This is a genomic window from Rhodanobacter sp. FW101-FHT13A11 (assembly GCF_058790335.1).
This window is the reverse complement of the sequence record NZ_JBYTCN010000008.1, coordinates 58,631-80,985: the sequence shown is the minus strand read 5'-3', so window position 1 is coordinate 80,985 and position 22,355 is coordinate 58,631. Positions and strand designations below refer to the sequence as shown.

Annotated in this window: 24 protein-coding genes; 12 read left to right on the top strand and 12 right to left on the bottom strand. The window is 63.0% G+C overall.

All coding sequences use genetic code 11. The features are described from left to right. Window positions 1-17: 17 nt before the first annotated feature. The 4 genes from AC3WRN_RS10600 (at window position 18) to AC3WRN_RS10585 (ending at window position 3,613) form a co-directional block, all read left to right on the top strand. A complete protein-coding gene (locus AC3WRN_RS10600) occupies window positions 18-779 on the top strand; it encodes a metallophosphoesterase (protein WP_492622928.1) in 762 nt (253 codons plus the stop codon). Window positions 780-878: 99 nt separating this feature from the next. Beyond that, window positions 879-1,358 (top strand): VOC family protein, encoded by a 480-nt coding sequence (locus AC3WRN_RS10595; protein ID WP_492622927.1) that lies wholly within the window; start codon window positions 879-881, stop codon window positions 1,356-1,358. An 84-nt stretch (window positions 1,359-1,442) separates the two neighbouring features. Then, window positions 1,443-2,087 (top strand): glutathione S-transferase family protein, encoded by a 645-nt coding sequence (locus AC3WRN_RS10590; protein ID WP_492622926.1) that lies wholly within the window; start codon window positions 1,443-1,445, stop codon window positions 2,085-2,087. Between the two features lie 137 nt (window positions 2,088-2,224). Then, the gene (locus tag AC3WRN_RS10585; protein ID WP_492622925.1) at window positions 2,225-3,613 is read left to right on the top strand and encodes a chloride channel protein; all 1,389 of its coding nucleotides are present in this window, start codon (window positions 2,225-2,227) and stop codon (window positions 3,611-3,613) included. A gap of 45 nt (window positions 3,614-3,658) precedes the next feature. Here the strand turns inward: AC3WRN_RS10585 and AC3WRN_RS10580 are convergent, their stop codons facing one another. After that, window positions 3,659-4,195, bottom strand: a complete 537-nt coding sequence (locus AC3WRN_RS10580; RefSeq protein WP_492622924.1) for a GNAT family N-acetyltransferase — start codon at window positions 4,193-4,195, stop codon at window positions 3,659-3,661. Window positions 4,196-4,273: 78 nt separating this feature from the next. On the opposite strand from AC3WRN_RS10580, the gene AC3WRN_RS10575 reads away from it, so the two are divergent. The 3 genes from AC3WRN_RS10575 to AC3WRN_RS10565 all read left to right on the top strand — a co-directional run bounded on the left by AC3WRN_RS10575 (window position 4,274) and on the right by AC3WRN_RS10565 (window position 6,958). Further along, window positions 4,274-5,524, top strand: a complete 1,251-nt coding sequence (locus AC3WRN_RS10575) for a hypothetical protein (RefSeq protein ID WP_492622923.1) — start codon at window positions 4,274-4,276, stop codon at window positions 5,522-5,524. A gap of 235 nt (window positions 5,525-5,759) precedes the next feature. Further along, complete coding sequence (locus AC3WRN_RS10570) at window positions 5,760-6,800, top strand: cytochrome-c peroxidase (protein ID WP_492622922.1); 1,041 nt, start codon at window positions 5,760-5,762, stop codon at window positions 6,798-6,800. Window positions 6,801-6,814: 14 nt separating this feature from the next. Next, entirely contained in the window at window positions 6,815-6,958 is a 144-nt protein-coding gene (locus AC3WRN_RS10565; protein WP_492622921.1) for a hypothetical protein, read from the top strand. 216 nt (window positions 6,959-7,174) lie between these two features. Here the strand turns inward: AC3WRN_RS10565 and AC3WRN_RS10560 are convergent, their stop codons facing one another. Continuing rightward, a complete protein-coding gene (locus AC3WRN_RS10560) occupies window positions 7,175-8,704 on the bottom strand; it encodes a hypothetical protein (protein WP_492622920.1) in 1,530 nt (509 codons plus the stop codon). A 596-nt stretch (window positions 8,705-9,300) separates the two neighbouring features. Beyond that, window positions 9,301-10,404: a HEAT repeat domain-containing protein gene (locus AC3WRN_RS10555; protein WP_492622919.1), complete on the bottom strand. Its 1,104-nt coding sequence runs from the start codon at window positions 10,402-10,404 to the stop codon at window positions 9,301-9,303. A 358-nt stretch (window positions 10,405-10,762) separates the two neighbouring features. Between AC3WRN_RS10555 and AC3WRN_RS10550 the strand changes: the two genes are divergently transcribed. Further along, a complete protein-coding gene (locus tag AC3WRN_RS10550; protein WP_027484305.1) occupies window positions 10,763-11,632 on the top strand; it encodes a hypothetical protein in 870 nt (289 codons plus the stop codon). 200 nt (window positions 11,633-11,832) lie between these two features. Here the strand turns inward: AC3WRN_RS10550 and AC3WRN_RS10545 are convergent, their stop codons facing one another. Together AC3WRN_RS10545 and AC3WRN_RS10540 are read right to left on the bottom strand one after the other, a co-directional pair. Further along, window positions 11,833-12,771 carry a cation diffusion facilitator family transporter gene (locus tag AC3WRN_RS10545; protein ID WP_492622918.1) on the bottom strand — a complete coding sequence of 313 codons (939 nt, stop codon included), beginning with the start codon at window positions 12,769-12,771 and terminating at the stop codon, window positions 11,833-11,835. Between the two features lie 127 nt (window positions 12,772-12,898). Beyond that, a complete protein-coding gene (locus AC3WRN_RS10540) occupies window positions 12,899-13,039 on the bottom strand; it encodes a hypothetical protein (RefSeq protein WP_155950912.1) in 141 nt (46 codons plus the stop codon). Between the two features lie 157 nt (window positions 13,040-13,196). Here AC3WRN_RS10540 and AC3WRN_RS10535 point away from each other — a divergent pair, with 157 nt between their 5' ends. Genes AC3WRN_RS10535 through AC3WRN_RS10525 form a run of 3 tightly spaced genes read left to right on the top strand, consistent with a single transcriptional unit; the run spans window position 13,197 to window position 14,868 of the window. Continuing rightward, on the top strand, window positions 13,197-13,616 hold the full coding sequence (locus AC3WRN_RS10535; RefSeq protein ID WP_492622917.1) for a DUF1924 domain-containing protein: 420 nt from the start codon (window positions 13,197-13,199) through the stop codon (window positions 13,614-13,616). A gap of 36 nt (window positions 13,617-13,652) precedes the next feature. After that, complete coding sequence (locus AC3WRN_RS10530) at window positions 13,653-14,144, top strand: diheme cytochrome c (RefSeq protein ID WP_043795346.1); 492 nt, start codon at window positions 13,653-13,655, stop codon at window positions 14,142-14,144. After that, window positions 14,116-14,868: a cytochrome b/b6 domain-containing protein gene (locus AC3WRN_RS10525; RefSeq protein WP_492622916.1), complete on the top strand. Its 753-nt coding sequence runs from the start codon at window positions 14,116-14,118 to the stop codon at window positions 14,866-14,868. The genes AC3WRN_RS10530 and AC3WRN_RS10525 overlap by 29 nt, the downstream gene beginning before the upstream one ends. Window positions 14,869-15,097: 229 nt before the next feature. On the opposite strand, the gene AC3WRN_RS10520 is transcribed toward AC3WRN_RS10525, so the two are convergent. Beyond that, on the bottom strand, window positions 15,098-15,769 hold the full coding sequence (locus AC3WRN_RS10520) for an XAC0095 family protein (protein WP_492622915.1): 672 nt from the start codon (window positions 15,767-15,769) through the stop codon (window positions 15,098-15,100). 264 nt (window positions 15,770-16,033) lie between these two features. Between AC3WRN_RS10520 and AC3WRN_RS10515 the strand changes: the two genes are divergently transcribed. Further along, window positions 16,034-16,393, top strand: coding sequence for a helix-turn-helix domain-containing protein (locus AC3WRN_RS10515; RefSeq protein WP_007511070.1), 360 nt, complete (start codon window positions 16,034-16,036; stop codon window positions 16,391-16,393). A 301-nt stretch (window positions 16,394-16,694) separates the two neighbouring features. On the opposite strand, the gene AC3WRN_RS10510 is transcribed toward AC3WRN_RS10515, so the two are convergent. The 6 genes from AC3WRN_RS10510 to AC3WRN_RS10485 all read right to left on the bottom strand — a co-directional run bounded on the left by AC3WRN_RS10510 (window position 16,695) and on the right by AC3WRN_RS10485 (window position 22,352). Next, on the bottom strand, window positions 16,695-17,483 hold the full coding sequence (locus tag AC3WRN_RS10510; RefSeq protein WP_492622914.1) for a PA3715 family protein: 789 nt from the start codon (window positions 17,481-17,483) through the stop codon (window positions 16,695-16,697). A gap of 365 nt (window positions 17,484-17,848) precedes the next feature. Next, the gene (locus tag AC3WRN_RS10505) at window positions 17,849-18,364 is read right to left on the bottom strand and encodes a hypothetical protein (protein WP_492622913.1); all 516 of its coding nucleotides are present in this window, start codon (window positions 18,362-18,364) and stop codon (window positions 17,849-17,851) included. Window positions 18,365-18,999: 635 nt separating this feature from the next. Next, window positions 19,000-19,692 (bottom strand): aspartate/glutamate racemase family protein, encoded by a 693-nt coding sequence (locus AC3WRN_RS10500; RefSeq protein WP_492622912.1) that lies wholly within the window; start codon window positions 19,690-19,692, stop codon window positions 19,000-19,002. A 232-nt stretch (window positions 19,693-19,924) separates the two neighbouring features. Then, window positions 19,925-21,223: a coiled-coil domain-containing protein gene (locus AC3WRN_RS10495; protein ID WP_492622911.1), complete on the bottom strand. Its 1,299-nt coding sequence runs from the start codon at window positions 21,221-21,223 to the stop codon at window positions 19,925-19,927. Window positions 21,224-21,727: 504 nt separating this feature from the next. Beyond that, window positions 21,728-22,045, bottom strand: coding sequence for a helix-turn-helix domain-containing protein (locus AC3WRN_RS10490; RefSeq protein ID WP_231381715.1), 318 nt, complete (start codon window positions 22,043-22,045; stop codon window positions 21,728-21,730). Continuing rightward, window positions 22,029-22,352 carry a hypothetical protein gene (locus AC3WRN_RS10485; RefSeq protein WP_492622910.1) on the bottom strand — a complete coding sequence of 108 codons (324 nt, stop codon included), beginning with the start codon at window positions 22,350-22,352 and terminating at the stop codon, window positions 22,029-22,031. Before AC3WRN_RS10485 ends, AC3WRN_RS10490 begins: the two co-directional genes overlap by 17 nt. Window positions 22,353-22,355: the final 3 nt, after the last annotated feature.

Below are 22,355 nucleotides of genomic sequence, written 5' to 3'. Positions count from 1 at the left end.
CGTGAACGGAGTACCGCATGCGCCTGCATATCCTGTCCGACCTGCACCTGAGCACGCACGGCATGCCGTCGCCGGAAGTGGCGGCGGACCTGACGATCCTCGCCGGCGACATCCGGCGCCCCGCCGCCGAGGCGATGCAGTGGGCGGCCGGGCTGGGGCGCCCGGTGCTGTACGTGCCCGGCAACCACGAGTTCTACGGCGGCGCGATCCCGCAAGTGCGCCAGGCGCTGGCCCGCAGCGCCCGCGAGCACGGCGTCCAGCTGCTGGACCAGGGCACCTGCACGATCGGCGGCGTGCGCTTCGTGGGCACCACCCTGTGGACGGATTTCGAGCTGTTCGGCGCCGAGGGCAAGGACCTTGCGATGACGGCGTCGGCGCAGTTCATGCGCGACTTCGCCGCCATCCGCAACGCCGACGGCAGCGTGTTCACCCCCGCCGACGCCGCCGCGCTGTTCGCCGAACAGTACGCATGGCTTGCGGCCGTGCTGGAAGAGCCGTTCGCCGGGTCGACCGTGGTCATCACCCACCATGCGCCAACCCCGCGCAGCGTCCACCCGCGCTTTGCCGCTTCGCCGGTCAGCGCCGCCTTCGTGTCCGACTGCAGCGCGTTGATGGGCCGCGCCGTGTTGTGGGTCCACGGCCATACCCACGACAGTTTCGACTACACGGCGAACGGCACCCGGGTGGTGTGCAACCCGCGCGGCTACAGTGCCGGCGGGGTGAACGAGAACCCGCAGTTCGATCCATGCCTGTGCATCGAGGTGGCGACCGGCGCGTAAAAACGCGTCCCGGCCGTGCGGCGCGTGTCGATCCACGCGCTCGCCATTCGTCGCAGGCATGAACGGCACCCTCGCCGCCCTTGGACCTGGAGAAACGACATGCGCAGCAAGAACACGATCTGCCTCTGGTACGACGGCACCGCGCTGGACGCCGCGACGTTCTACGCCAGCACGTTTCCGGACAGCGCCGTGGGCGCCGTCCACCGCGCGCCGGGCGACTATCCGGCGGGCAAGCAGGGCGACGTGCTGATGGTGGAGTTCACGGTGATGGGCATCCCCTGCCTTGGCATGAACGGCGGCCCCGGCGTCCCGCACACCGATGCGTTCTCGTTCCAGGTAGCCACCGACGACCAGGCCGAAACCGACCGCCTGTGGCACGCGATCATCGACCACGGCGGCCAGGCCAGCGCCTGCGGCTGGTGCAAGGACAAGTGGGGCCTGTCGTGGCAGATCACCCCGCGCGCGCTGATGGCCGCGGTCACCGACCCGGACCCCGCCGTCGCCAAGCGCGCGTTCGACGCCATGATGGAGATGACGAAGATCGACATCGCGGCGATCGAGGCGGCACGGCGCGGCTGACGACGGCCGCGGTCGGCCTCGCCCTCGGGGAGAGCGCACAAGCCAGCCGGGCGTCGTTGCCCATCAAGCCACCAGGAGCCGCCCATGGTCCCCACCATCACCGCCTTTGAAAGCTCGCCCGATCGCGGCCGCGGCCTCGCGCGCGACATGCGTGTGCGCTGGGCGCTGGAAGAAACGGGTCAGCCTTACGAGGTTCGCCTCGTCTCGTTCGAGGCGATGAAGAACCCCGCGCACCGCACGCTGCACCCGTTCGGGCAGATTCCCACCTACGAGGAAGGCGAGCTGGCGCTGTTCGAGTCCGGTGCCATCGTGTTCCATATCGCCGAGCGCCATGCGGGCCTGCTGCCGGACCAGGCGAATGCGCGGGCGCGCGCCATCATGTGGATGTTCGCCGCGCTCAACACGGTGGAGCTGCCGATCCTCGAACTGCAGACCGCCAAGTTTGCCGAAGCCGGCCAGCCATGGACCACCGAACGCCTGCCGCTCATCAAGGAGCGCATCCGCACCCGGCTGGGCGAGCTTGCCGTTCGCCTGGGCGAGGCCGACTGGCTCGACGGCGCGTTCAGCGCAGGCGATCTCATGATGGTGCACACGCTGCAGCGGCTGAAGCCATCGGGTCTGCTGGACGACTACCCGAACCTTGCCGCCTACGTCGCCCGCGGCGAAGCGCGGCCGGCCTACCAGCGCGCCTTCGCCGCGCAGCTGGCGGTGTTCACCGGGAAGAACTAGGGCCTGCGTTCGGTTACCAGAAGAAATCGGCTCTGCTTCCCCGCATTGTCCGGCCCCGGGCCTTCCCCGCTTCTGATAAAGCCGGGGCGCCTCTCTATACTTGCAGCCCCGCCATCGCCCGGTCCGGTGCCACGCCCATGCCACGCTTACGCCTTGCCGAACCGCTCGTGATGCTGGCGACCGTGGTGCAGTGGCTGGCGCTGTCGATGCTGACCGGCGCCGTGGTCGGCGTGGGTTGCAGCGTCTTTCTCCACCTGCTGTTCGCCACCGAGGGCCACGTTTACGCCGTGCCGCTGGGGGTGCAGATGAGCCTGCTGGTCGTGGGTGGCTTCGCCAACGGGCTGTTGCTGCATTACGGCTATCGGCTGAGCCGCAGCGGCTACAGCGATTCGCCGATCGTTGCGGTGAACGAGCAACGCGGCAGGATGCCGTTCCGGACCCTGTGGGTGAAGCCGGTCGCCGCGCTGATCACCCTGGGCTGCGGCGGCTCGGCCGGCAAGGAAGGGCCGTGCTCGCACATCGGCGCCAGTCTGGCCGCCGGCATCGGCCGGCTGCTGCACCTGAACCCCGAGCTGCGCAAACGGCTGCTGGCGTGCGGGGTGAGCGCCGGCTTCGCCAGCGTGTTCGGCACCCCGATCGCCGGCGCCATCTACGGCGTGGAGATGCTGGCGATCGGCCGCATCCGCCACGACTTCCTGTTCCCCGGCATCGTGGCCGGCGTCACCGCGTTCCAGATCAGCAAATACCTGGGCGTGCCCTACCCCCACTACCACATCGCCTTCATCAGCGACTTCACCGAGCTGCTGTTCCTGAAAACCGTGCTGATCGGCATCCTGTGCGGCGCGGCCGCGTGGGTGTTCGTCGAGCTGCTGCAGCAGGCGAGGCGGCTGTTCGGGCGTCTGCGCGATCGCTACGCGCTGTGGCCGCCGCTGGTGCCGCTGCTGGGTGGCGTGGTGCTGGCCCTGCTGGTCATGGCCGTGCCGTCCGATTACCTCGGGCTGAGCCTGCCGATCATGGAACGCGCCCTGCACGGCGAGACGATGCCGTACCTGGGTTTCCTGTGGAAAGCCCTGCTGGTGGCGATCACGCTGGGCTCGGGCTTCTATGGCGGCATCGTGACCCCGCAGTTCGTGATCGGCGCCGTGCTGGGCGGCGCGTTCGCGCACCTGCTGGGGCTGGCACCGGCGCTGGGCGCGGCGGTGGGGCTGGTGGCCGTGGTCGCCTCGGCATCCAACGCGCCGATCGCCGCCATCCTGATGGGCATCGAGCTGTTCGGCGCCGATTCGACGCTGTACGTCGCCGGCGCCTGCGTCGCCGCCTATCTCATCATCGGCCACCGCAGCGTCTACCCCGCCCAGCAGATCGCGTTCAGCAAATCGTCGTGGATCTTCGCCCACACCGACCTGCCGGTCGGCCAGGAAAAGACCCGCCTGTCGTACGGCTTGCTGCGCTGGTGGAGCAAGCGCCGCCGCGCCCTGCAAGGCCCAGGGCGGCCGGGAACGGCGAAAGGGGAACGTGACCGATGATGCCGCGGACCACCGGCAATCGGCCGCGTCCCTTCTGATCGCTTGCTATTCCAGGCTCAGGTCGTAGATCACCGTGGCCGGATCCCGCGGATCCAGGCGGCGCTGGAATCCGATGTTCGCCGCAAGGCGATCGCCGCCGCCGGATCGGCTCGGGGCATAGGCGCGCATGTGCCGCATGCCGCGTGCCCTTGCCGCGGCGATCAGGTGGCGCATCAGGAAGGAACCGACACCGCGCTTTCGCCATTCGTCGCTCACCGTGAGCGAAGCATCGCAGCTGTCGCCGGCGGCATTGACATGAAACTGCGCGGCGCCGATCTGATGCTCGCGTCCCTGCTGCGAGACCAGGGCGATGAAACCCACGGCACGGGCCGGATCGAGACGGGTGAGCTCGCGCGCCACCTCCGGCGTCGGGTCGCGGACCAGGCCGAGAAAGCGCGAACTGCGGAACGCGGGCGACAGATGGGTGAGAAATTCAAGCTCGAGCTCGGCGTCCTGCTCGCCGATCGACCGTATCTGCACGGTCGTGCCGTCCTGCAGCTTCTCGTTCCAGCCCTCGCCCGGGGGTGCGTCGGTCTGTGCCATGACATGCTCCGTCATCAAGCAATCAAGCAGGTGCTTCACACCTAGCAGCTGCCTCTTGCGGTCAATTGACCAGCATCAATGGAACGGGCGTTGCCGCGCCGCTGGCGGAACCGGGCGGGCCAAGTCGAGCTGGCTCCGCTGGTTGCCCTGCACCTGCCGGAAAAAAAACGCCGCCCCGGCGTCGGCCGTCGCCACCGACCAGATGGCGGCGACATGGCTCTTCCCGGCCACGGGCACGAAGGTCCTGTCGGCCGAGCCGGCCGCAGCAAAATCGGCACGCGCTTCCTCGATGGGAATCGCCTCGACCCGCCTTCCCGCGCACCATCAACCATGGTCCGTGGTAGCGCCGCAGTTCCTCGGCATCGCCCCACGCCGTCCTTCACGCTGACCGCAACCTTCGCGCTGCCCGCCTCCACGAAGCGCAACCATCGCCATGACAGACATTCCCTCAACGCCCCACGTAGCGGCCACGACAAGCTCGCCACTCGTCGGGAAGTCGAACCTGACTATTGTTTCGCCAGCGATACCGGTGACCATCTTTTCATGACTTCGCGCCCCTCAATGACGCGGCCGGCTTCGTTCAGGAAAATCGCCAACACCTGTTGCGGGCCGGTGAATGCGCACCGCAAGTGCCGACAGGCCGCAGGCCGGATGCCGACCTTCGTTTTCGCTATCGCTTTTGTTGATCCCAGTCAACAGCCATCCATGCCGATGAACCGAACATCCGGGTGTTGCCACACTCCCGGCGACATCCCTGCAACTCGAGGCGAGGCTACTTCCATGCGAATCAGATACGTTTTCATGTCCGGTATCTCTGCGCTTTGCCTGCTCGCCACCCTGCCGGCGTTTGCCTACCAGGGCGGCGGCGGCCAGCGAGTTGGCCAATCCGCACCTGTCGGACAGCCGGCAGGCGGCATGATGCAGCGGGATCAGCTGCGCACACAGGACCGAACCACGCTGAAGGATCGCAGCCAGATCTATGGTTCCCAGCTGATGACTCCGGCCGAGCGCAGGGCGTATCGCGACCAGATGCGCAGCCTGAAGACGGCGCAGGAGCGCGAGGCGCTGCGAAAGCAGCACCATGAGCAGATGCAGAAGCGTGCTGCCGAGCGTGGCATGAGGCTGCCCGACATGCCGCCCGGGCAGGGTGCGGGCATGGGGCCCGGTGGCGGCATGGGTCCGGGCATGGGACCAGGTGCCCGCATGCGGCAAGGCACGCAACAGCAGACTATGCAGCAACAGCAAAACCAGGGCACGGAAAAGCAGGTCGAGCAGAAGCAGAGTACCGAGCAGCAGACCCGGCAGCAGAAGGATGACGGCAGTCGCTGACCGCAAGATGTCTCGCACCGTGCCCGGCGCCGATGGTTGCACCGGCCCGCGCGCCTTGGCATCGACAGCCGCGGCCGACGGCTGCGCTTGAATCAGGACGACGGATGGGGCGACGACCCCGACGACATCGCCAGGGCGTCCGTTCCACGCCGCGTTCCCCGCATCTCCATGGTTTCCCCGATACGCCACAGACATTGATGATCTCGATTACCACCCAACTGCGGAGGGTCAGCTCATGTCGTCGATCAAGCTGGTTTCACTGATGGTTCTCGCCTCCCTGGCAACAGGCCAGGCATGGTCGCAAACCGCATTGATGAAGCAGGCCCAGGGCCTGTTCAAACCGATACCCGCCAACGCGCCGCCATTGCCGGGCAATGCGGCGACCCCGGCCAGGGTGGAGCTCGGCAAGATGCTGTACTTCGAGCCCCGGCTGTCCGAAAGCCACGCCATCAGCTGCAATTCTTGCCACATGGTCGGCATGGGCGGGGTCGACCTGCAGGAGACTTCGCTGGGTCATCGCTGGCAGCATGGCGGTCGCAATGCGCCAACCGTCTACAACGCGGTGTTCGACGTCGCCCAATTCTGGGATGGGCGTGCCAAGGACCTTGAACAGCAGGCCGGCGGCCCGCTGGTCAACCCGGTCGAGATGGACACCACCGAGGCACATGTCGTCGAACAGCTCAAGGGGATTCCCGGCTACGCCGCCGTGTTCGCCAGGGCCTATCCGGCCGTGCCCGATCCGATCACGTTCGACAACGTGCGCAAGGCCATCGCCTTGTTCGAGGCCACCCTGACCACGCCGAACGCGCCGTTCGATCGCTACCTCCAGGGCGACGAGAAAGCACTCGACGCGAACCAGAAGGAAGGCCTGGCGCTGTTCATCAACAAGGGCTGTGCGGCATGCCACAACGGCATCAACGTGGGCGGCGGCATGTACGCCCCGTTCGGCGTGGTCGAGCGGCCCGGTGCCGACATTCTCCCGCCGGGGGACAAGGGGCGCTTCGCGGTGACCAAGACGGTCAGCGACGAATACGTGTTCCGGGTGCCCTCGCTGCGCAACATCGCGCTGACCGCGCCCTATTTCCACACGGGCAAGGTGTGGGATCTTCGCCAGGCCGTCGCGATCATGGGCAGCAGCCAGCTCGGCGCGAAGCTAAGCGACGAGGAGGTCGGCAAGATCGAGGGCTTCCTCGGAGCTCTGACCGGCGACCAGCCGAAGGTCGCGCTGCCGATCCTGCCACCCAGCGTGGCAACCACCCCGCAGCCCAAGCCGTAACCTGCACGAAGAGGATGCCCGCATGGTCGAAATCCAGCCGCTGCCACCGGGTGGTCCGCTGCGCGCACTGGCTGACCGTGCTGGCCATCGTGCTGGCCTACGTGTTGGCGGGCCTTGTCGATGACGAGGGCACCGAAGGGAACTCCCGCCCTCGCTGATGCTGCAGGGCCATTACCTGGCCGGGCTGGCGGTACTGGTAGTGCTGGTGCAGCCGATCCTCGGCGTCTTGCCGGTGAACTACGCCGGGCAGCAGTTCGCACCGCGTCGCGGACGTGTAGAGCCCACTGCGCGAGGCGGGTTGCCTCATGCACCGGGCTTGGACGCAACAGGCGCTGGCCCGCTCATTTGCCAGCTCTGCACGGTTAGCTCGGCGCTCAATACGCCAGCGCGACGACGTCGAAACGCTCGACCCGACCGACTTTCGCCAGAGCGGCCTGGACATCGGGACGTGCGGTCACGGCATTCCAGCGCTGGTCCATCGTCTTCATGATCGGCGTCTGTTCGATGTGGACGTAGTGCTGCTGCATCTCGACCAATGCACCGCTACGCCAGTCTGGGGCGTTCAAGCGCTGGATCAGTAGCGCTGCAGCCGCATCGAGATCGCCGTGCCTCAGCAGGGTGCGCTCCCATGTGGCGATGTCATCGGTGCGGTGTTGCTGCAGATAAGCCATGTGCCTGGCAATGGCGCCGGTGTCGTTCTTCTCGATGGCGATCTGCAACTTGACGTACTGCAGCTGCATGTTGCCGTACGGCGACATCTCCCCCGGCTCGACGACGGCGGCAGCAGCCTTGTCGGGCTGGTCCAGGTCGGTAAACAAGCCGGCGAGGTTGATCGACTGGCTGACGTTCACACCGCCACCCTCTGGACGTTTCGCGGCGCGCGTCATTTCCCGCACGGCGTCGTCCCAGCGACCGTCATGCGCGAGCGCGAGCGAACGCTGGTTCAATACCCAGTTGTAGGCCTCACTGAAGTCGGTATAGGTCTTGTTGCCGTCGCCGCGTTCGGCGTGCGCCACGGCTGCGTCACTGACAGCAAGGACCTCGGCATTCCGTCCCTTCTCGATCAACAGATCCCGCAAACGCACCACGGGCCTGAGCTGGTCAGGATGAGCCCTGATCTGCGCCCGTGCCGCCTGGATCTGCGCTTCGAGCAGGTGGTCGACATCAAAAGCCTGCGGCTGGCCGCGGGTAATCGGGTCGAAGCGCTTGTCGATGCGCATGCTCAAGGCCGCGTCGGCGCTGCGGATTCGCTGGGCGACCATGACGGCATGCTTGTTTTCGTTGTGCTCGATCTCCAGCAATGCCAGGTCGCGCCAAAGGGTATCGTAGTCGCTGTATTCGGCCTGCCAGTTCGCATCGAACAGTGCATTGAGCATGGCGCGATCGACGTCATCTTCATGCGCAATGCGGAGCGCATAGTGGCTCTGTGCTATGCCCTGTGGGCGTATGTCATCGAGCTGCTGCGGCCATTGCCTGGCGAGGGCCTCCACGCAACGCCCGGCATCAGGGTTGTCGCCGGCATACAACGCAGCGAACAGACGTGCCGTCCATGCCGCACCGGTGGCCTGGTCGAAGCCGGTGGCCCTGATCGCAAGCCGATGCGCCTTGGCGTACTGCTTGTCCTGGAACGCGATGACAGCCGCCACGTTCAACGTCTGGAAGCGGAGCTCGGCCGGCAACTGGTCGAAGCTCGGGGCGGCGATGACCCTATCCAGCTCGGGCGCGGCCTTTTTGTCGTCGCCGTTGCCCACGTCGGTGAAGGCCTGCTTGAGTTGAAGCGTGGCCTCGCTGACCTCGGCGGACGGTTGCGCGCGCCCCGCCCCTGCCGGCGCGATCGACCCGCACGCCATTCCAGCAGCCAGCAGCAACCCCAACGCCGCAGCTATCGTGATCGTCCTGTTCATTTGTCTCCCCTGTAATGTCGGACGCGGTGCTTACGCCACGCGCTTCCCTTCGATGCTATAGCGTCCATGCGACAGGTAGCAAAAGCCACGCTGGGTCCGTTTGAAAGGGGATCGAACAAAGGGGTCGGGAATCCGGCAGAGACTGGGTGGTGTCGGTGTCAGGGACAATTTGAGCGCACTGTAACCGCCTAAAAATTGTCCCTGGCCTGGTCGAGCGCAGCCAAGCATTGCGGCCGGCGCCGGGAAGCGTGGCTCATGCCTCACCCAACTTATACGTCACTGGGCCTCACGCCCGAGACGCGCGCGGCAACCTACTGGCAACTGCTGCGCGAAATGCTCTGCGACGACGACCTCGCGGCGATCCGAAGCTGCCTCCAGCAACAGCGCGCGCTCGGGCGACAACTTCCACACCACGGTCGAAGCCGGGACCCAACGCTTCGCTGGCATCCGACCCGCTCATCGACCGCCACGCAACAAGTAGGCCTCGGGAAGTGAACCTGACTCCACTTTTGTTTGACAGGTCCATGGCTATCGACTGTCGTCAAATGGCGCCGAATGGCTCCCCGAAATTGTCCCTGACACCTTTTCTACCTTTTCTACTTACTTGCTCGCGTGGTCCAGTCCAGCTTGGCGAGGGCAGTATCGACCTCGCTTCGCACCCAGTTGTTCGAGTCGTGCAGGTGCGTGCGCAGCGGGGGAATTGCTGCAGCCAGTCCGATTTCTCCAAGCGCAGCGGCCGCTTCCGCCCGCAGCTGGGGGTCGGGGTTGTCGAGGAAAGAAACGATGCGCGCCAACGCGGGCTGGGCGAGCGTCTGCATTCGCCCCAGCGCGGCCAGGCCGTTGCTTTGCTCAGCGACGCTGACAGAGTCCAGTTGACGACACGCTGCGCGAACGATGCCAGGTTGGCGTCGTGCGACTGCGGCGCGCGAACGCGGCGTGTCGATCTGCTTCAGCGCCAGCAGTATGTCAATGCGCGCGTCGGCGTTCGCCTTGGGGAATATCCGTTCGAGAGGAGCGACGCCAGCTTCGCGGCTTTCCACCAATGCCTCGTACGCGTCGACGGTGCAAAACCCGCCACACGAAAGCGCTGCGTCCGCAACGACGGCCAGTGCTTTCGGATCGCGCGTGCGCGCCAATGCATGGAGAAGACGAATGCGCACGTCCGTCTGCGTTCCACCGTCGTCGGCAGGCGTTTTTTCGAGCACTTCCAGCAGCGGGGCGGCCATCCAGCGTGGCAGCGCTGGCGCCTCCTTCAAGTACTCGATGGCAGAAAATTCGAGGTCCTTGCCATGGTGAAGCGCATGAAGCGCTGCGAGCAGCGCCTCATGCGGATAGGCCTGCAGAAACCCGAGCGAGTCAAATGCGGCCCCTCGTACATCGGCATCGGAGTCATGCAATGCGCGCAGCAGCAGGGGCTGCACCGCCTTTCGACGTGGCGGCAAGCGATCACCGCCAAGTGCCTTGGCAATTTCCAGGCGCGTCTCAACCGTGCCGCTGCGAAACAATTTCGTGAGCAGCGGAATGGCCTTGCCCGCATGCCAGTCCAGTATCGCTTGCGCGGCACAGCGCGCGTCCAATCCGCTGCCGGTCTGCACATCCCTGCTCAACTCGGCAATGGGCAGGTTCAGTCGGGTGTCCCTGGCCAGGCAATGCGGAGCCATGATGCGGGTGGCGCTGCCGTGTTGCGCGGCGAACGCCATGACAAACGCGATGAAAAGTACCGCAAACCCTCGACCGTGCATTGCCAGTTCCCCTTCTTGTTGTCGCCCTCGGAGAGTGAACTCGCCCCCGCCTGGCCGTGGTTCGGCAACCCCTTCAACCGGGAATGGGGTCAGGTTCACTTGCGAACGAAGGATAAGTGAACCTGGCCCCGTTCCCTCCGATATGTCCGAGAAAGCCGGGCCACCTCACCCCGACACTTTTTCCTTCACCCCTTTTTTCTCCCTGTTTGGAAAAAGTGCACTCTGCCCCCTGTTTCGGCCCGCGAGTAAACTGGCGGCACAGGTTCAGGGCATCCATGTCGGGTCGAGGCGGCTTGCAATCCCGTGCCACACAGCCATGTTCAGAACGAAATCCTATCCGCGGTCCATCCTGGGCAGCGCTGCCTTGCTGGTCGGGACGGCTGGACTGATCAGCCTTCCCGCGCACGCTGACGACGACAGCTGGCACGTGGCGGTCCGCGCCGAACAAGCGACGCCCGGGGGCTGGGTCCGCGTGCGGGAAAACGCCATCGAGGGCACGCAGCTGCCCATCCACGACGGGCTTGGCGTCGACCATATGCAGACCCTCAGGCTGGACGCCTGGAAGCCGCTTTCCGACGCCAGCGAGCTGCACTTCGGGTTTTCCACCAGCCGGCTGAGCGGCCACGCGCTGATCGGCACGCCGGCGTATTACAACGGCACCACCATCGCTCCCGGGCGCCTGGACACCGTCACCCGTTTCCAGGATTTCGTCGCGTTCGACGCGTCGTACTGGCACCGGCTGGCCGGCTTCGGCCATGGCGGCCGCTTGTGGGGCAGCGTGGGCGCGACCTACGTGATGCTCAACTTCCGGCTCGACGGCAGCATCGCCGCCGACAGCGCCGGTCACGAGTTGAAGGAGGACTTCTATGTGCAGGAGCTTCCCGTGCCCACGCTGGGCCTGCACTTGCGCTATCCGTTGACCGACGCGCTGAAGCTCACGGCAGACGTCGCGCTGGGACGGCTGCCCTGGGTCAACAGCCTGCGCACCGAAGGAGGCGAGGTGCGGCTCGCTCAGACCCATGAGGAAGAGGAACTGGGCCTGGAGTACAAGTTCGCACCGCACTGGCAGGCGGTCGCCTACGTCGTCCATCGCTATCTCGGGCAGGACGAACGCAGCCGGGAAGACGGCAACGTCATCCATCTCAGCGCGAACGGCATCGGCCTCGGCGTTGGCTACCAGTTCTGAGCCTTCGGAAGGGGCAAGCGGCAATGCGATAGAGGCGCTCGCCAAACCCTCGCCCTTGCACCCAGTTCGCGCGACGTCCCCCCGCTACTCAAGGCGGGGGGACGTCGGCTGAAGAAAAGGGATCGGGCAGTTCTCCGGATTTGATTGCCTCCGTCCCCTTATCCCCGAGCGGCGCTACGCGCAACGAAGGTCCTGAGTGTCTACGGAACCCTGGGCGGTTCAGGGCGCTTCCACGGGTCCAGGTGGGTCATCAGGTTGAGAACCCGGTGGCGCTGCAGCACCCGCTGGCGGGCCGCCACCGCAATGTCGTGCCCCGCTTCCACGCTGATGGACGCCTCCACCTCCAGGTGCGCATCCACCACGATCATGTCTCCCATCTTGCGGGTACGCACGTCGTGCACGCCGCTGATACCGGGGGTTTCCAGCAGCGTCTGGCGAATGGCCTGCACTTCCTGCTCGTCCACTGCCCGATCCATCAGGTCATGCAGGGCATCCCGGGCAAACTCCCAGCCCATTCTGGTCACCATGAGACCCACGATCAGCGCGGCAATGGGGTCCAGAATGGGGTAGCCCGCCAGGTTGCCGGCAATGCCCACGCCCACCACCAGTGACGATGCCGCGTCGGAACGGGCGTGCCAAGCATTGGCCACCAGCATGCTGGACTTCACCCGCTTGGCCACGGACAGCATGTAGCGAAACAGCGTTTCCTTCGCCACCAGGGCACCCCCGGCCACCCACAGGGCGACCACATGCACCTGCTGCACGGTTTCCGGCGCCTCCAGCTTGCGAAAGGCCGACCACAGCATGCCCAGACCCACGGCCAGCAGCAGGCTGCCCAGCACGAGCGACGCCGCCGTCTCAAAACGCTGGTGGCCGTAAGGGTAGTCCTCGTCAGCGTCCTTCTTGCTGTAGTGGCCAGCGAACAGCACGACGAAGTCCGCCACCAGGTCGGACAGCGAATGGATACCGTCGGCGATCAGGCCCTGCGACTTGGCGAACACGCCCACCACGATCTGCGTGGCGGTCAGCGCCAGATTTACGCCGACGCTGACCCAGGTGCTGCGCGACGCCGCCGCCGCGCGCTCCTCGGGGCAGTGTTGCGTGTCTTCGGGGTCATCAGGAAGTTCAATGAAATTCATGGCAACAAGGCAGTGGGGTAGGCAAACGCGCATTCGGCGTTCACGCCGATTTGCGCCCCGGATTAAGGACAAATGGACACACGACCCAGCCGTGCGGACTCCACGGCGCTACGAGACGCGGCGCCGATCAGCTCATGTGGCGATCACTCTGTGCGGCAACTGCCGGGAACTCGCCCGGATGGCCGCCCAGGCTGACCGGAACCGACAGAAAGGTCGTCAGGACAACGGGCACCAACGCGGCGCGAACCACGTCGAAATACTGGCGCATGAAGCGATAGGGGGTAGGTGTGCACAGAGAGTTCCCTGGGGTTGCTGGTGAATGCCTGGATATTGGCCCTCCCGGCTTAAGCGAGACTGAGGGTGTCCATGGCCGCTTAAGAAAACCCTAAGAACCCGGCGGCACCCTTGTCAAAAAAGGAGTTGCCATGAACCTGTTCTCTCTGTCCGCCACTTTTCCGCGCGCGCTCGCAGCCCTGACGCTGGCCTGTGCCGCCCTCGCGCCCGCCGCCCGGGCCGCCACGCCCGCCGAGCAATTGGCCGGTTATACGGCCCAGGCCGGGGCTCCCGCCTCGCCCGCCCGCGGGCAGCAACTGTTCACCAACAAGCACGGTGGCGAGTGGAGCTGCTCCTCCTGCCACGGCGCCGTCCCCATCCAGGCCGGCAAGCACGCCTCCACCGGAAAGACCATAGGCGCCATGGCGCCGGCCTTCAATCCCGAGCGCTTTACCGATCCGGCCAAAACCGAGAAATGGTTTCGCCGCAACTGCAAAGACGTGCTGAGCCGTGAATGCACCGCCGGCGAAAAAGCCGATGTGCTGAGCTGGCTGATGACGCTCAAGCCCTGAAGACCTGCATTTCCATTCACTCTCACGGAGGATTCCATGCCATACCCACTACACACCCGGATCGGCCGACTTGCCTTGGCGCTGCTCGCCGCCAGTGGCTTTGCCCTGCCGGCCCTGCCGGTCCTGGCGGACGGCAACGGTCGCATGGTGCCCCTGACACCCAAATACAAGGAAGAATGCTCCGCCTGCCACGTGGCCTACCCTCCCAGCCTCATGCCGGCGGCGTCGTGGAACCGGATCATGAACAACCTGCCCAACCACTTCGGCACGGACGCCTCGCTGGATCCGGCTACGGTCAAGGAACTGTCGGGCTGGATCAACGCGCATGCCGGCACCTACAAGCGCGTTCGCGAAGAGCCGCCACAGGATCGCATCACGCGCACCGCCTGGTTCATCCACAAGCATGACGAGGTATCTGCCGCCACCTGGAAACGCGCCTCGATCAAGAGCGCATCGAACTGCATCGCCTGCCACACCACGGCCGACAAGGGAGACTTCAATGAAGACAATGTCCGCATCCCCCGTTGAGGAAGCCGTGCCCGCCGTCACGCACACGCCGGCTGCCGCCCCGATCCTGGTCTGGGACGCACCGGTTCGCGTCTTCCACTGGCTCATGGTGCTGAGTTTTGCCGGCGCCTACTTGTCGGCCGAGAGCGAACACTGGCGCCTGCTGCACGTCACCCTGGGCTACACCATGGGCGGCCTGGTGGCCTTTCGCATCGTTTGGGGCCTGCTGGGCACGCGCTACGCGCGCTTTTCCACCTTCGTGCGCGGCCCCCGGGCCGTTGCCCGCTACGTGCGCGCCCTGCTGCAAGGTCGGCCGGAACACCACACCGGACACAACCCGGCCGGTGCGCTGGCCATTCTGGCCCTGCTGGGCCTGACCGTGGTCATCGCGGCGTCGGGCTGGACCACGTACAACGACCTGGCCGGCGAATGGGTGGCAGAAGCCCATGAGGCGGCTGCCAACCTGATGCTGCTGATGGTGGGCGTGCACATTGCCGGCGTGGTGGTGGCCAGCTGGCTGCATCGCGAAAACCTGGTGCGCGCCATGATCACCGGGCGCAAGCCCGGCCAGCCCGCGGACGGCGTGCGCAGCCCATGGTGGACGGTGGCTGTCCTGCTGCTGGCGGGCGTGCTGGGATTCTGGTGGCTGCAATGGCAAGGCGCCCCCACGGGCAGCGGCGCTGCCAGCCCCTCCACGGCAGCCGTGCAGAAACACGGCGGCGACGGCGACGGCGACGCTGATTGAGCGCCAATTCGTACGACCGAAAACCGGAGTCCGAAAACCTGGGTCAGCGAAAACCGGAAAACCGGGGTGAGGTAGTCAGTTCACCTTAACTTTCTCCGTCCCGGTTTCTGCTCCACGATATAGATCCGCCCCGCCCTACCCCCACGGCCAGCTCGGCGCCCCAGGTGGCGACGTCCAGTGTCGCCCTGGCGTAAAGCACGATCTGGCAAGCGATCGCCGCGACTCCCGGCTACTGCCAGGTTGGATGCTGCCGCACGACGTGCGACGCGCTGCCCAGGGGCAAACGCGCGGGCAGCGCAAGGTAGGTGGCCCACTCTTCACGCACACCGGGTTTCGTCCGGTGCGAGGGCTCCAGCTCCTGCGCATTCACGTCTCTGTTGATGTCTCGCAGCTTCTCCACGTCGCGGACGATGGCATCGCCCATGATCGACAGCGTGACGTCGGACAACTCGGCGTGATCGCTGCAGGTCACCACATTGCCAAGGGCCCGGAGGCTAGCGAGCAGCAGGTTGATCTCGTCGACCTGATCCAGGGTGACGCCGAAGAGGAAGCGATTGCCGGCTTCATCCTTCACCGGCTCGGCGGCATCCGGTGCTGCGGCTTGCGTGCAAGTCTCCGCGTCCGCATCGACCTCGCCTGCTGCCGCCCTCTCGCCACGTTCTGCCGGCCACGAGAGTTCGTCCAGCACCTGAGCGATCTGCTCCTCCAGCAGTTCCAGGCAGATCGCCACCTCGCCCGGGCGAATCTCCGAGAACCATTCCCGGTCCTCGTCCGGCCTGCGCGGTCGCGCCAAATTGGTCAGAAACCCCACGTACTCGCGTAGCTGCTTCAGCCGCAGCTGGCTGTCCTCCGGCAGGAAATAGCCCGTCGTTCCCAGATCATCCGAATCGAACGTCGACATGGTCGCCTCCTCGTTCCATGAAATGCCGTCGGAAGCAGGAGTCAGGGAAACAGGGGCAGAGTCGGCTCTACGCCCCTTCCTTCAACAAATGCATTCCGACGCCCGTTATCACCCCCGCCATCCATGGCCATAATCCAACTATAAATTGCTCATGTCAACAACCATAAATGGCATATCCGCAAATGCGCGTGCGCAACAATGGACCGCACTTGCCAAGCCTCGCCGCGCGCAAGCGCGGGGACGATGCGACAACCAGGAATTGGAATGGCAGCACCCTACGAGCACTTCGCGAACCGCCTGCGCAAGGCGCTGGACCGGACCGATTTCGTTCCTGGGCGCGGAAGGACAAGTGCCCTGGCCGCCCGCTACGCGGTATCGCGGGAAACCGCCCGCAAGTGGCTCACCGGCCTCGCCCTGCCCGAGCTCCCGCGCATCATCGAACTGGCCAAGGATTTCGACGTCAACCTGGAATGGCTCGCCACCGGACGAGGCCCCATCGCGCCGGGCGTGGGTGAAGCCAGCGCCCTCTATCGTCGCCTGAGCGACAACGAGAACCATCTGCTCGATGCATTCCGCAAGCTGCCTGAATCGAAGCGGCAGTTGCTGGTGAAGTTCCTTTCCTGAAGACGAGACAAAACAGTGTCGAGGACAATCAACGAATAGGGAACAATGGTGTCAGGGACGATTTGAGTGGCGGGGTGACCAGTCGAAAATCATCCCTGACATATTTTCAATTTGTCCCTGACACCTTTTTGGGGAGGTTGCTGGAGCGGCTAATCCCATCACGCCGAGCACCGAAGACTGGCGAAATTGTCCCTGACACCTTTTCCGACGACTCCTGTTGCCGCCCCGAAATTGTCCCTGACACCTTTTTTTTCGCATTGTTCTGACACCTTTTCGCATTCCCCTGTTTTGTCGCCTGCGACTACCGGATATTCTTCAATAGATAGGCCTGGCCGTCGTACTTGAGGGTCCAGTACTGATGCCCTGCCGCATCGTGCTTCCGGTCCCCGCTCGACTCCACGTCCCCGTCCAGATAGGACGAGCTCGTTACCCGGAGATCATGAAAGCCATGGGTGGTTCCGGGCAATACGCTGAGCGTGTAGAGCGTATGCTCGATCACGGTGGGCGCGCCCTCCGGCGCCATCGAGTTACAGCGGTCGTTTCCTCGCTTGATGAATTGCCAGCGCGACACACCGAGACGCTGCATCACCGGCCGGATGTGCCCGCCCTCGCGCACGTACAGCGATCGCTCGGCTCCCTCCCCGCCATCCCCGCAGTTCGGCATATAGCCGCTGGTCACATCCAGCCCGAACGCCCGTATCCCGGGCGCCAGCAGGTACGGCGCGGTATCGATCCACAAGCTTCCCGGCTGCACCTCCATGGCGGCGTCCTCGTCGATCTTGCCGCGGTAGTCAGCAAGCACCCGACTGCTGCCACTGTCGACGATCAACAGGACCAGCGCCTTCTCGTACTCCTCGCCGGCGTCGTAAGCGAGGGCCACGAACGTGTGTGCCCTGTCCTCAGGATCGACCTTGCATGCCGCGGCTACGAGGGCGGAAGGATGGTCATCCCAGCCGATCAGGTCCGGCAACTTGAGCTCGTCGGCGAGCAGATCGATGATGGATTGAGGGCATATCTGCTCCTCCTGCGCGCCCACGTGCAACTCGTGCAACGACTGCGCGTAACCGCGCGGAACCAGCAGCACCATCATGGCCACAGCACATAAGATCGTCCTCATTACGCCTCCTGTTGGCACCAACGTCGACTCCAGGCAGGCAGCATGCCATCCAGCCGGGGTCCCCTGATGTCCCGCGCATGGCGGTTCCAGGCGAGAATGGTGTCCGAGAATGGTGTCAGGGACAATTTGACGACGCCTATTGCCGCCCCGAAATTATCCCTGACACCTTTTTTCCCAAGCGAGTCAACGGACGTTGCCCGTTGATGCTGACAGTGGATGCGTCGCGCCCAAAGAAGTGCACTCTGACCCGGGCTCCACCTTTGGCGTTTTCTCCGGTAATGCATAAACCTCAGGGTTTGCTGAAACAAGGTGGCGCCTAAATTGTCCATGACACCTTTTCATGGAGCGGAGGATGAGTGAACCTGACCCCATTTTGATTCGCAATCATTTGATTTTGAAATCACGTCGGCATAAAAGCCAAATAACCATTTACGTCCATGCAAAATAATACAATCACCATTCCCCATAGAGTTCACCAGACCCGTCCTCGTCCACATGAATTTACCATTCAAATCACCTTGTTTGTAATAGATCCATACAAAATGCCCATAATTAATCCGGAACCCCGACACTTTACTTACAATAACATGCTCATCAACCGTATGATCTGCAAGATATTTCGTAGGGATAGCCGGAACCACCGACATCATTAGTGCCCATAAAATGGACAATATAGCTCCAGAAAACATTGGACCAACCCAATTCTCCTGAAATGCCATCGAATGGCCACCGCCTCGCTTGGCAAGCAAGTTGCCCGCCAGCCCAACCCCCATTAGCAGTAAAAATAAAATGAAGGGGAGTATGTAGTAACAGAAAGAACTCACCTCATGTGAAGGGACATAAGGAAAGAACATCGAAACCACGGCCAACACGGAAGTCGCAAAAAGCAATACAAAAGTGCATATAGCGAGCCATGCAAGCCAACCTAGATGTCGAGCACCTCTGGCCATCACTCATGAAACCCCTTTGAGAGCAAAAATACCTTCCCAGGAACGGGGCCGGGTTCACTTCCGCGCCTCTACTAAGCGAACCTGACCCCGTTTTTTCTTGAACTCTGCGGTGAATCGTTGACGCTTGACCATCTGACACCTCCCAGGGGATTGTCCCCGTTCAAAGGTGTCCGTCAAACCCGGGCCAGCTCACCCTGACACCTTTTTCCCCTATTGCCGCCCCGAAACTGCCCCTGACACCTTTTCTGGAGAACAACGCCTTCGCCGCTGCCTTGCGCAACGCCGGCGACACGCACGTGACCACCCGGCATTTCGCCACCGACCACGCCTATTCGGACAAGCGCATCGAGCTGTCACACGCGGTGCTGGCGTGGCTGGCGGGGCTGCCGAAATAAAACCGGGGTCAGAGTGAGATGGCCTGGCTTTGACGGACATCTTTGAACGGGGACAATTTGACGACGCCTGTTGCCGCCCCGAAATTGTCCCTGACACCTCTTCGGACTGAAAGTGGATCAGGTCGCGTTCTTATAGCCGGAGCGTTACGCGAGCATCCAAGCCACGGCGGCCTGGCAGTGGAGTTCGGTTGTGTCGACGCGGGGGATGTCTGGCGCGTCCTCTGCGCGCAGCAGCATGCCGAACTCGGTACAGCCGAGGATCACCGCCTGCGCGCCCGCGGCGTGCATCCGGCGCATGATCGTGATGAAACGTTCGCGCGATGCCGGTTCAATGCGCCCCTTCACCAGCTCATCGAAGATGATTTGGTGCAGCGCGTCTTGTTCTTCCGATGTCGGCACGCTGATGGACAGGCCGTGGCGTTCCAGCCGTTCGCGGTAGAACGGCTGGGCCATGGTGAAGCGGGTGCCGAGCAACGCGGCGCTGCGGTAGCCGTCGGCCAGCAAGGCGTGGGCGGTGATGTCGGCAAGGTGCAGCACCGGAACGCTGACGGCCGCCTCGACCGCAGGCGCCACCCGATGCATCGTGTTGGCGCAGATCAACAGGCCTTCGGCCCCGGCGTGTTCCAGCCGGCGCGCGGCACCTGCGAGGATGCGGCCGGCCGCATCCCAGTCATCGGCGTGTTGCAGGCGCGCGATCTCGGCGAACTCGACACTCCACAGCAGCAACCTGGCCGAGTGCAGGCCGCCCAGGCGTGCGGCAACCAGCTCGTTGATGCGCTGGTAGTAGTGCATGGTGGATTCCCAGCTCATGCCACCGATCAGCCCGATAGTTCTCATGCCGTGCAACGCCCAATGGATTAGCGGTAATTCTCGCACAAGGTAAAACAGCGGTCAGAGTCGACTTTCCAGCAGGTCTAAGGTTTCGATGGCGGTCTTTCTCGGCCGGTCGATCTTCCTTGGTGCGAGTTTGCGCCCCAGTTGCTGTTTGATCGCAAGGCGGCCCAAAAAAGCAAAAAAGGGTCGGAGGCAATTATCGAAATTAAATTACCTCCGTCCCCTTTGTTGTTAATCATGACTTGCCAAGTCCAAAGATCGACTGGAGCTTTACCCAAGCTTTTATTGTTTCATTCGATTCTAATTTGGATAATAGATCATCCGTTGGAGAAGCTGCATCTTTTACAGCGTGCTCATACAATCTAACCGGATTGTCTCCAAAATTAGTAATTGTTGTCTTGAGAAGATCTGACATAAGGGCGTCATCATTGGAGTCCTTTACTTCATTCCGATAGCTTTCAAAGGCGAGCGCAGTGGCAGCTTTATACTCATAGTCCTCTTGAACCCTGCTCAGGCGGCCAAGTTGTTTCGCAGCGTACCAACCTATCCAAACCATCGGAGCAGCCAGTGCCAGCCGCCTCAAAAGTGCAACCAGTAGCGCTTCGTAGGTTAACGCCTCCAGCACCAGCGCAAATCGTATGGCCGTGCAAGCCAGACCGCCAACAGCGGCCGCAAATACTACCAACCAGATAATTCGTTCTCGAAAAATCCTTGTAGCGCGCTCACTAAACGCTCTCGCGAGTCCTTGCCGGCGTACGTCCACAAGCGCTTTTTTCAGGCTCTGCATCGCTTCAGCGGTTTCAGCCTTTGCTGCTGCAACATCTTCGGTTAACTCGCCGAGTTTTTGGTCGAATTCACCGGATTTTGTTTCTGCGCGAGATCGAAAGCCAACAACATCAGTGTGCAAGGTTTCAATTTCAGCACGGCGCTCGCTTATCGCCTTGTGAGAATCATTAATCTCCGTTCTAAGAGTGTTTAACTTCTCAGATGCAGCTGAAATTTCCGTCAACGTGTCATTCGCTTGCTTCGTAGATTGAGCGAGCTTTTCTGAAGTGTTTTCAGCAACCTCAGACTGCCGTTCTATCTCCTTGGCGCGATCTCCTGCCTCAAGCACAGCTGCCAACTCTTCGACACCCCGAAGCTCGAGTTCCTTGGCCAATATTCTAGCGGCTCCAGCCCGACGGTCGGAGATCACCGCCATCGTTTGACCGATATCGACTACTCGTCGAACAAACTCGGTTGAGTTTAGAAGCCAGTTGACCCCATTGCCTGGTGCTTGCGCCGCGAATCCATGCGCTTCAACTATCTGCTTGGACAGTACAGCATCTGTCAATTCTGCCTGGACGGTTTCCATCCACTTGCTTTTTTCAAGTTTATCTAATCTAGCCCTCCAATCATTGAATACGTCTTCAAAGGACTGATAGTTAAGCCCTTCAAATCCAGCGACACCAACCTCGAAATCGCCGGGCCTCTGGCTTTTCAAAGCTGACCACTGGGTCTCCAGCTTTGCTAACGCATCTAGTGTCCTACGCACGTTGATCCCTCCCCTAGTTCAACTCCATCTTCAGACAGCGCTATGAGTATAGGAAGGTGCGGGCTCATTCCTCGGATCACATTCGCCATCACACCATCGGTAGCTTCAACCCCCATTCCTTCGCACATTCCACCGCCACCTCATACCCTGCATCCGCATGCCTCATCACCCTGTCCCCGGATCATTCCACAACGCCCGCGCAATCCGCTCGTCCGCCGCTTCCGTGCCAACAAAGGGGTCAGCAAAGGGATCAGGTCCATTTAAAGCGTTTCACCGGAAGATGGGCTGATAGCGTTTAAGGCCAACGACAAGACGCTCCGCGACTTTCTTCGGTATGGCAGCCATTCCAAGTCCCCCTTTGGCATGTGGCTCCGCCGACCATACAAGCATGGTGTTCGTCACACAATGCTCCGATGCTTGTGTGGTGCTTGGAAGTTGAAGAAGCAAAAGGCCCGCAATCGCTGCAGGCCTTCAAGATTTCAAGAACGGGGTCAGGTTCACTTATCAAGCCGCCGCAAGCACCTTGCGCACCGTCTTCGGCGCGGCCACGGTGACTTTCAGCAGCGCCTTCGCCGCACCGCTCGGTTCGCGCCTGCCCTGCTCCCAATCCTGCAATGTACGTACCGATACGCCAAGCATGGCCGCGAAATCTGCTTGCGACAGGCCTAGCTTGAGACGGGCTTCGGTGGCCTGGGTCACTTCGACGCGGAATACGCGACCGGTACGGCCAGCCTTGATGTCGCGCACCGCCTGCAGCAGTTCTTCGCCGAGGTTGCGCTTGCTGTCACGCTCCGCCAATTGAGCTTCAGTCATTTTCGCCATGAACAAATTCCTCTTTCAGAGCCTTGAGGACATGCGCGGGGACATTCTCCTGCATGCTCTTGCCGTAAACAGCCAGTAACCAGATGCGTCCATCGCGCAACTTGACGTAGTAAACGACGCGAAGGCCGCCGCGTTTGCCCTTGCCCGGCAGATGCCAGCGCAACTTCCGGCATCCGCCCGAACCCGGGATCAGATCGCCCGCTTCCGGCCATTGCGACAATGCGGCTTGCAACGCGCCATAGCCTTCATCGTCAAGATAGTCATAGATCAATCGCTCGAAGACCGGCGACTCGATGAACTCGAACATGGA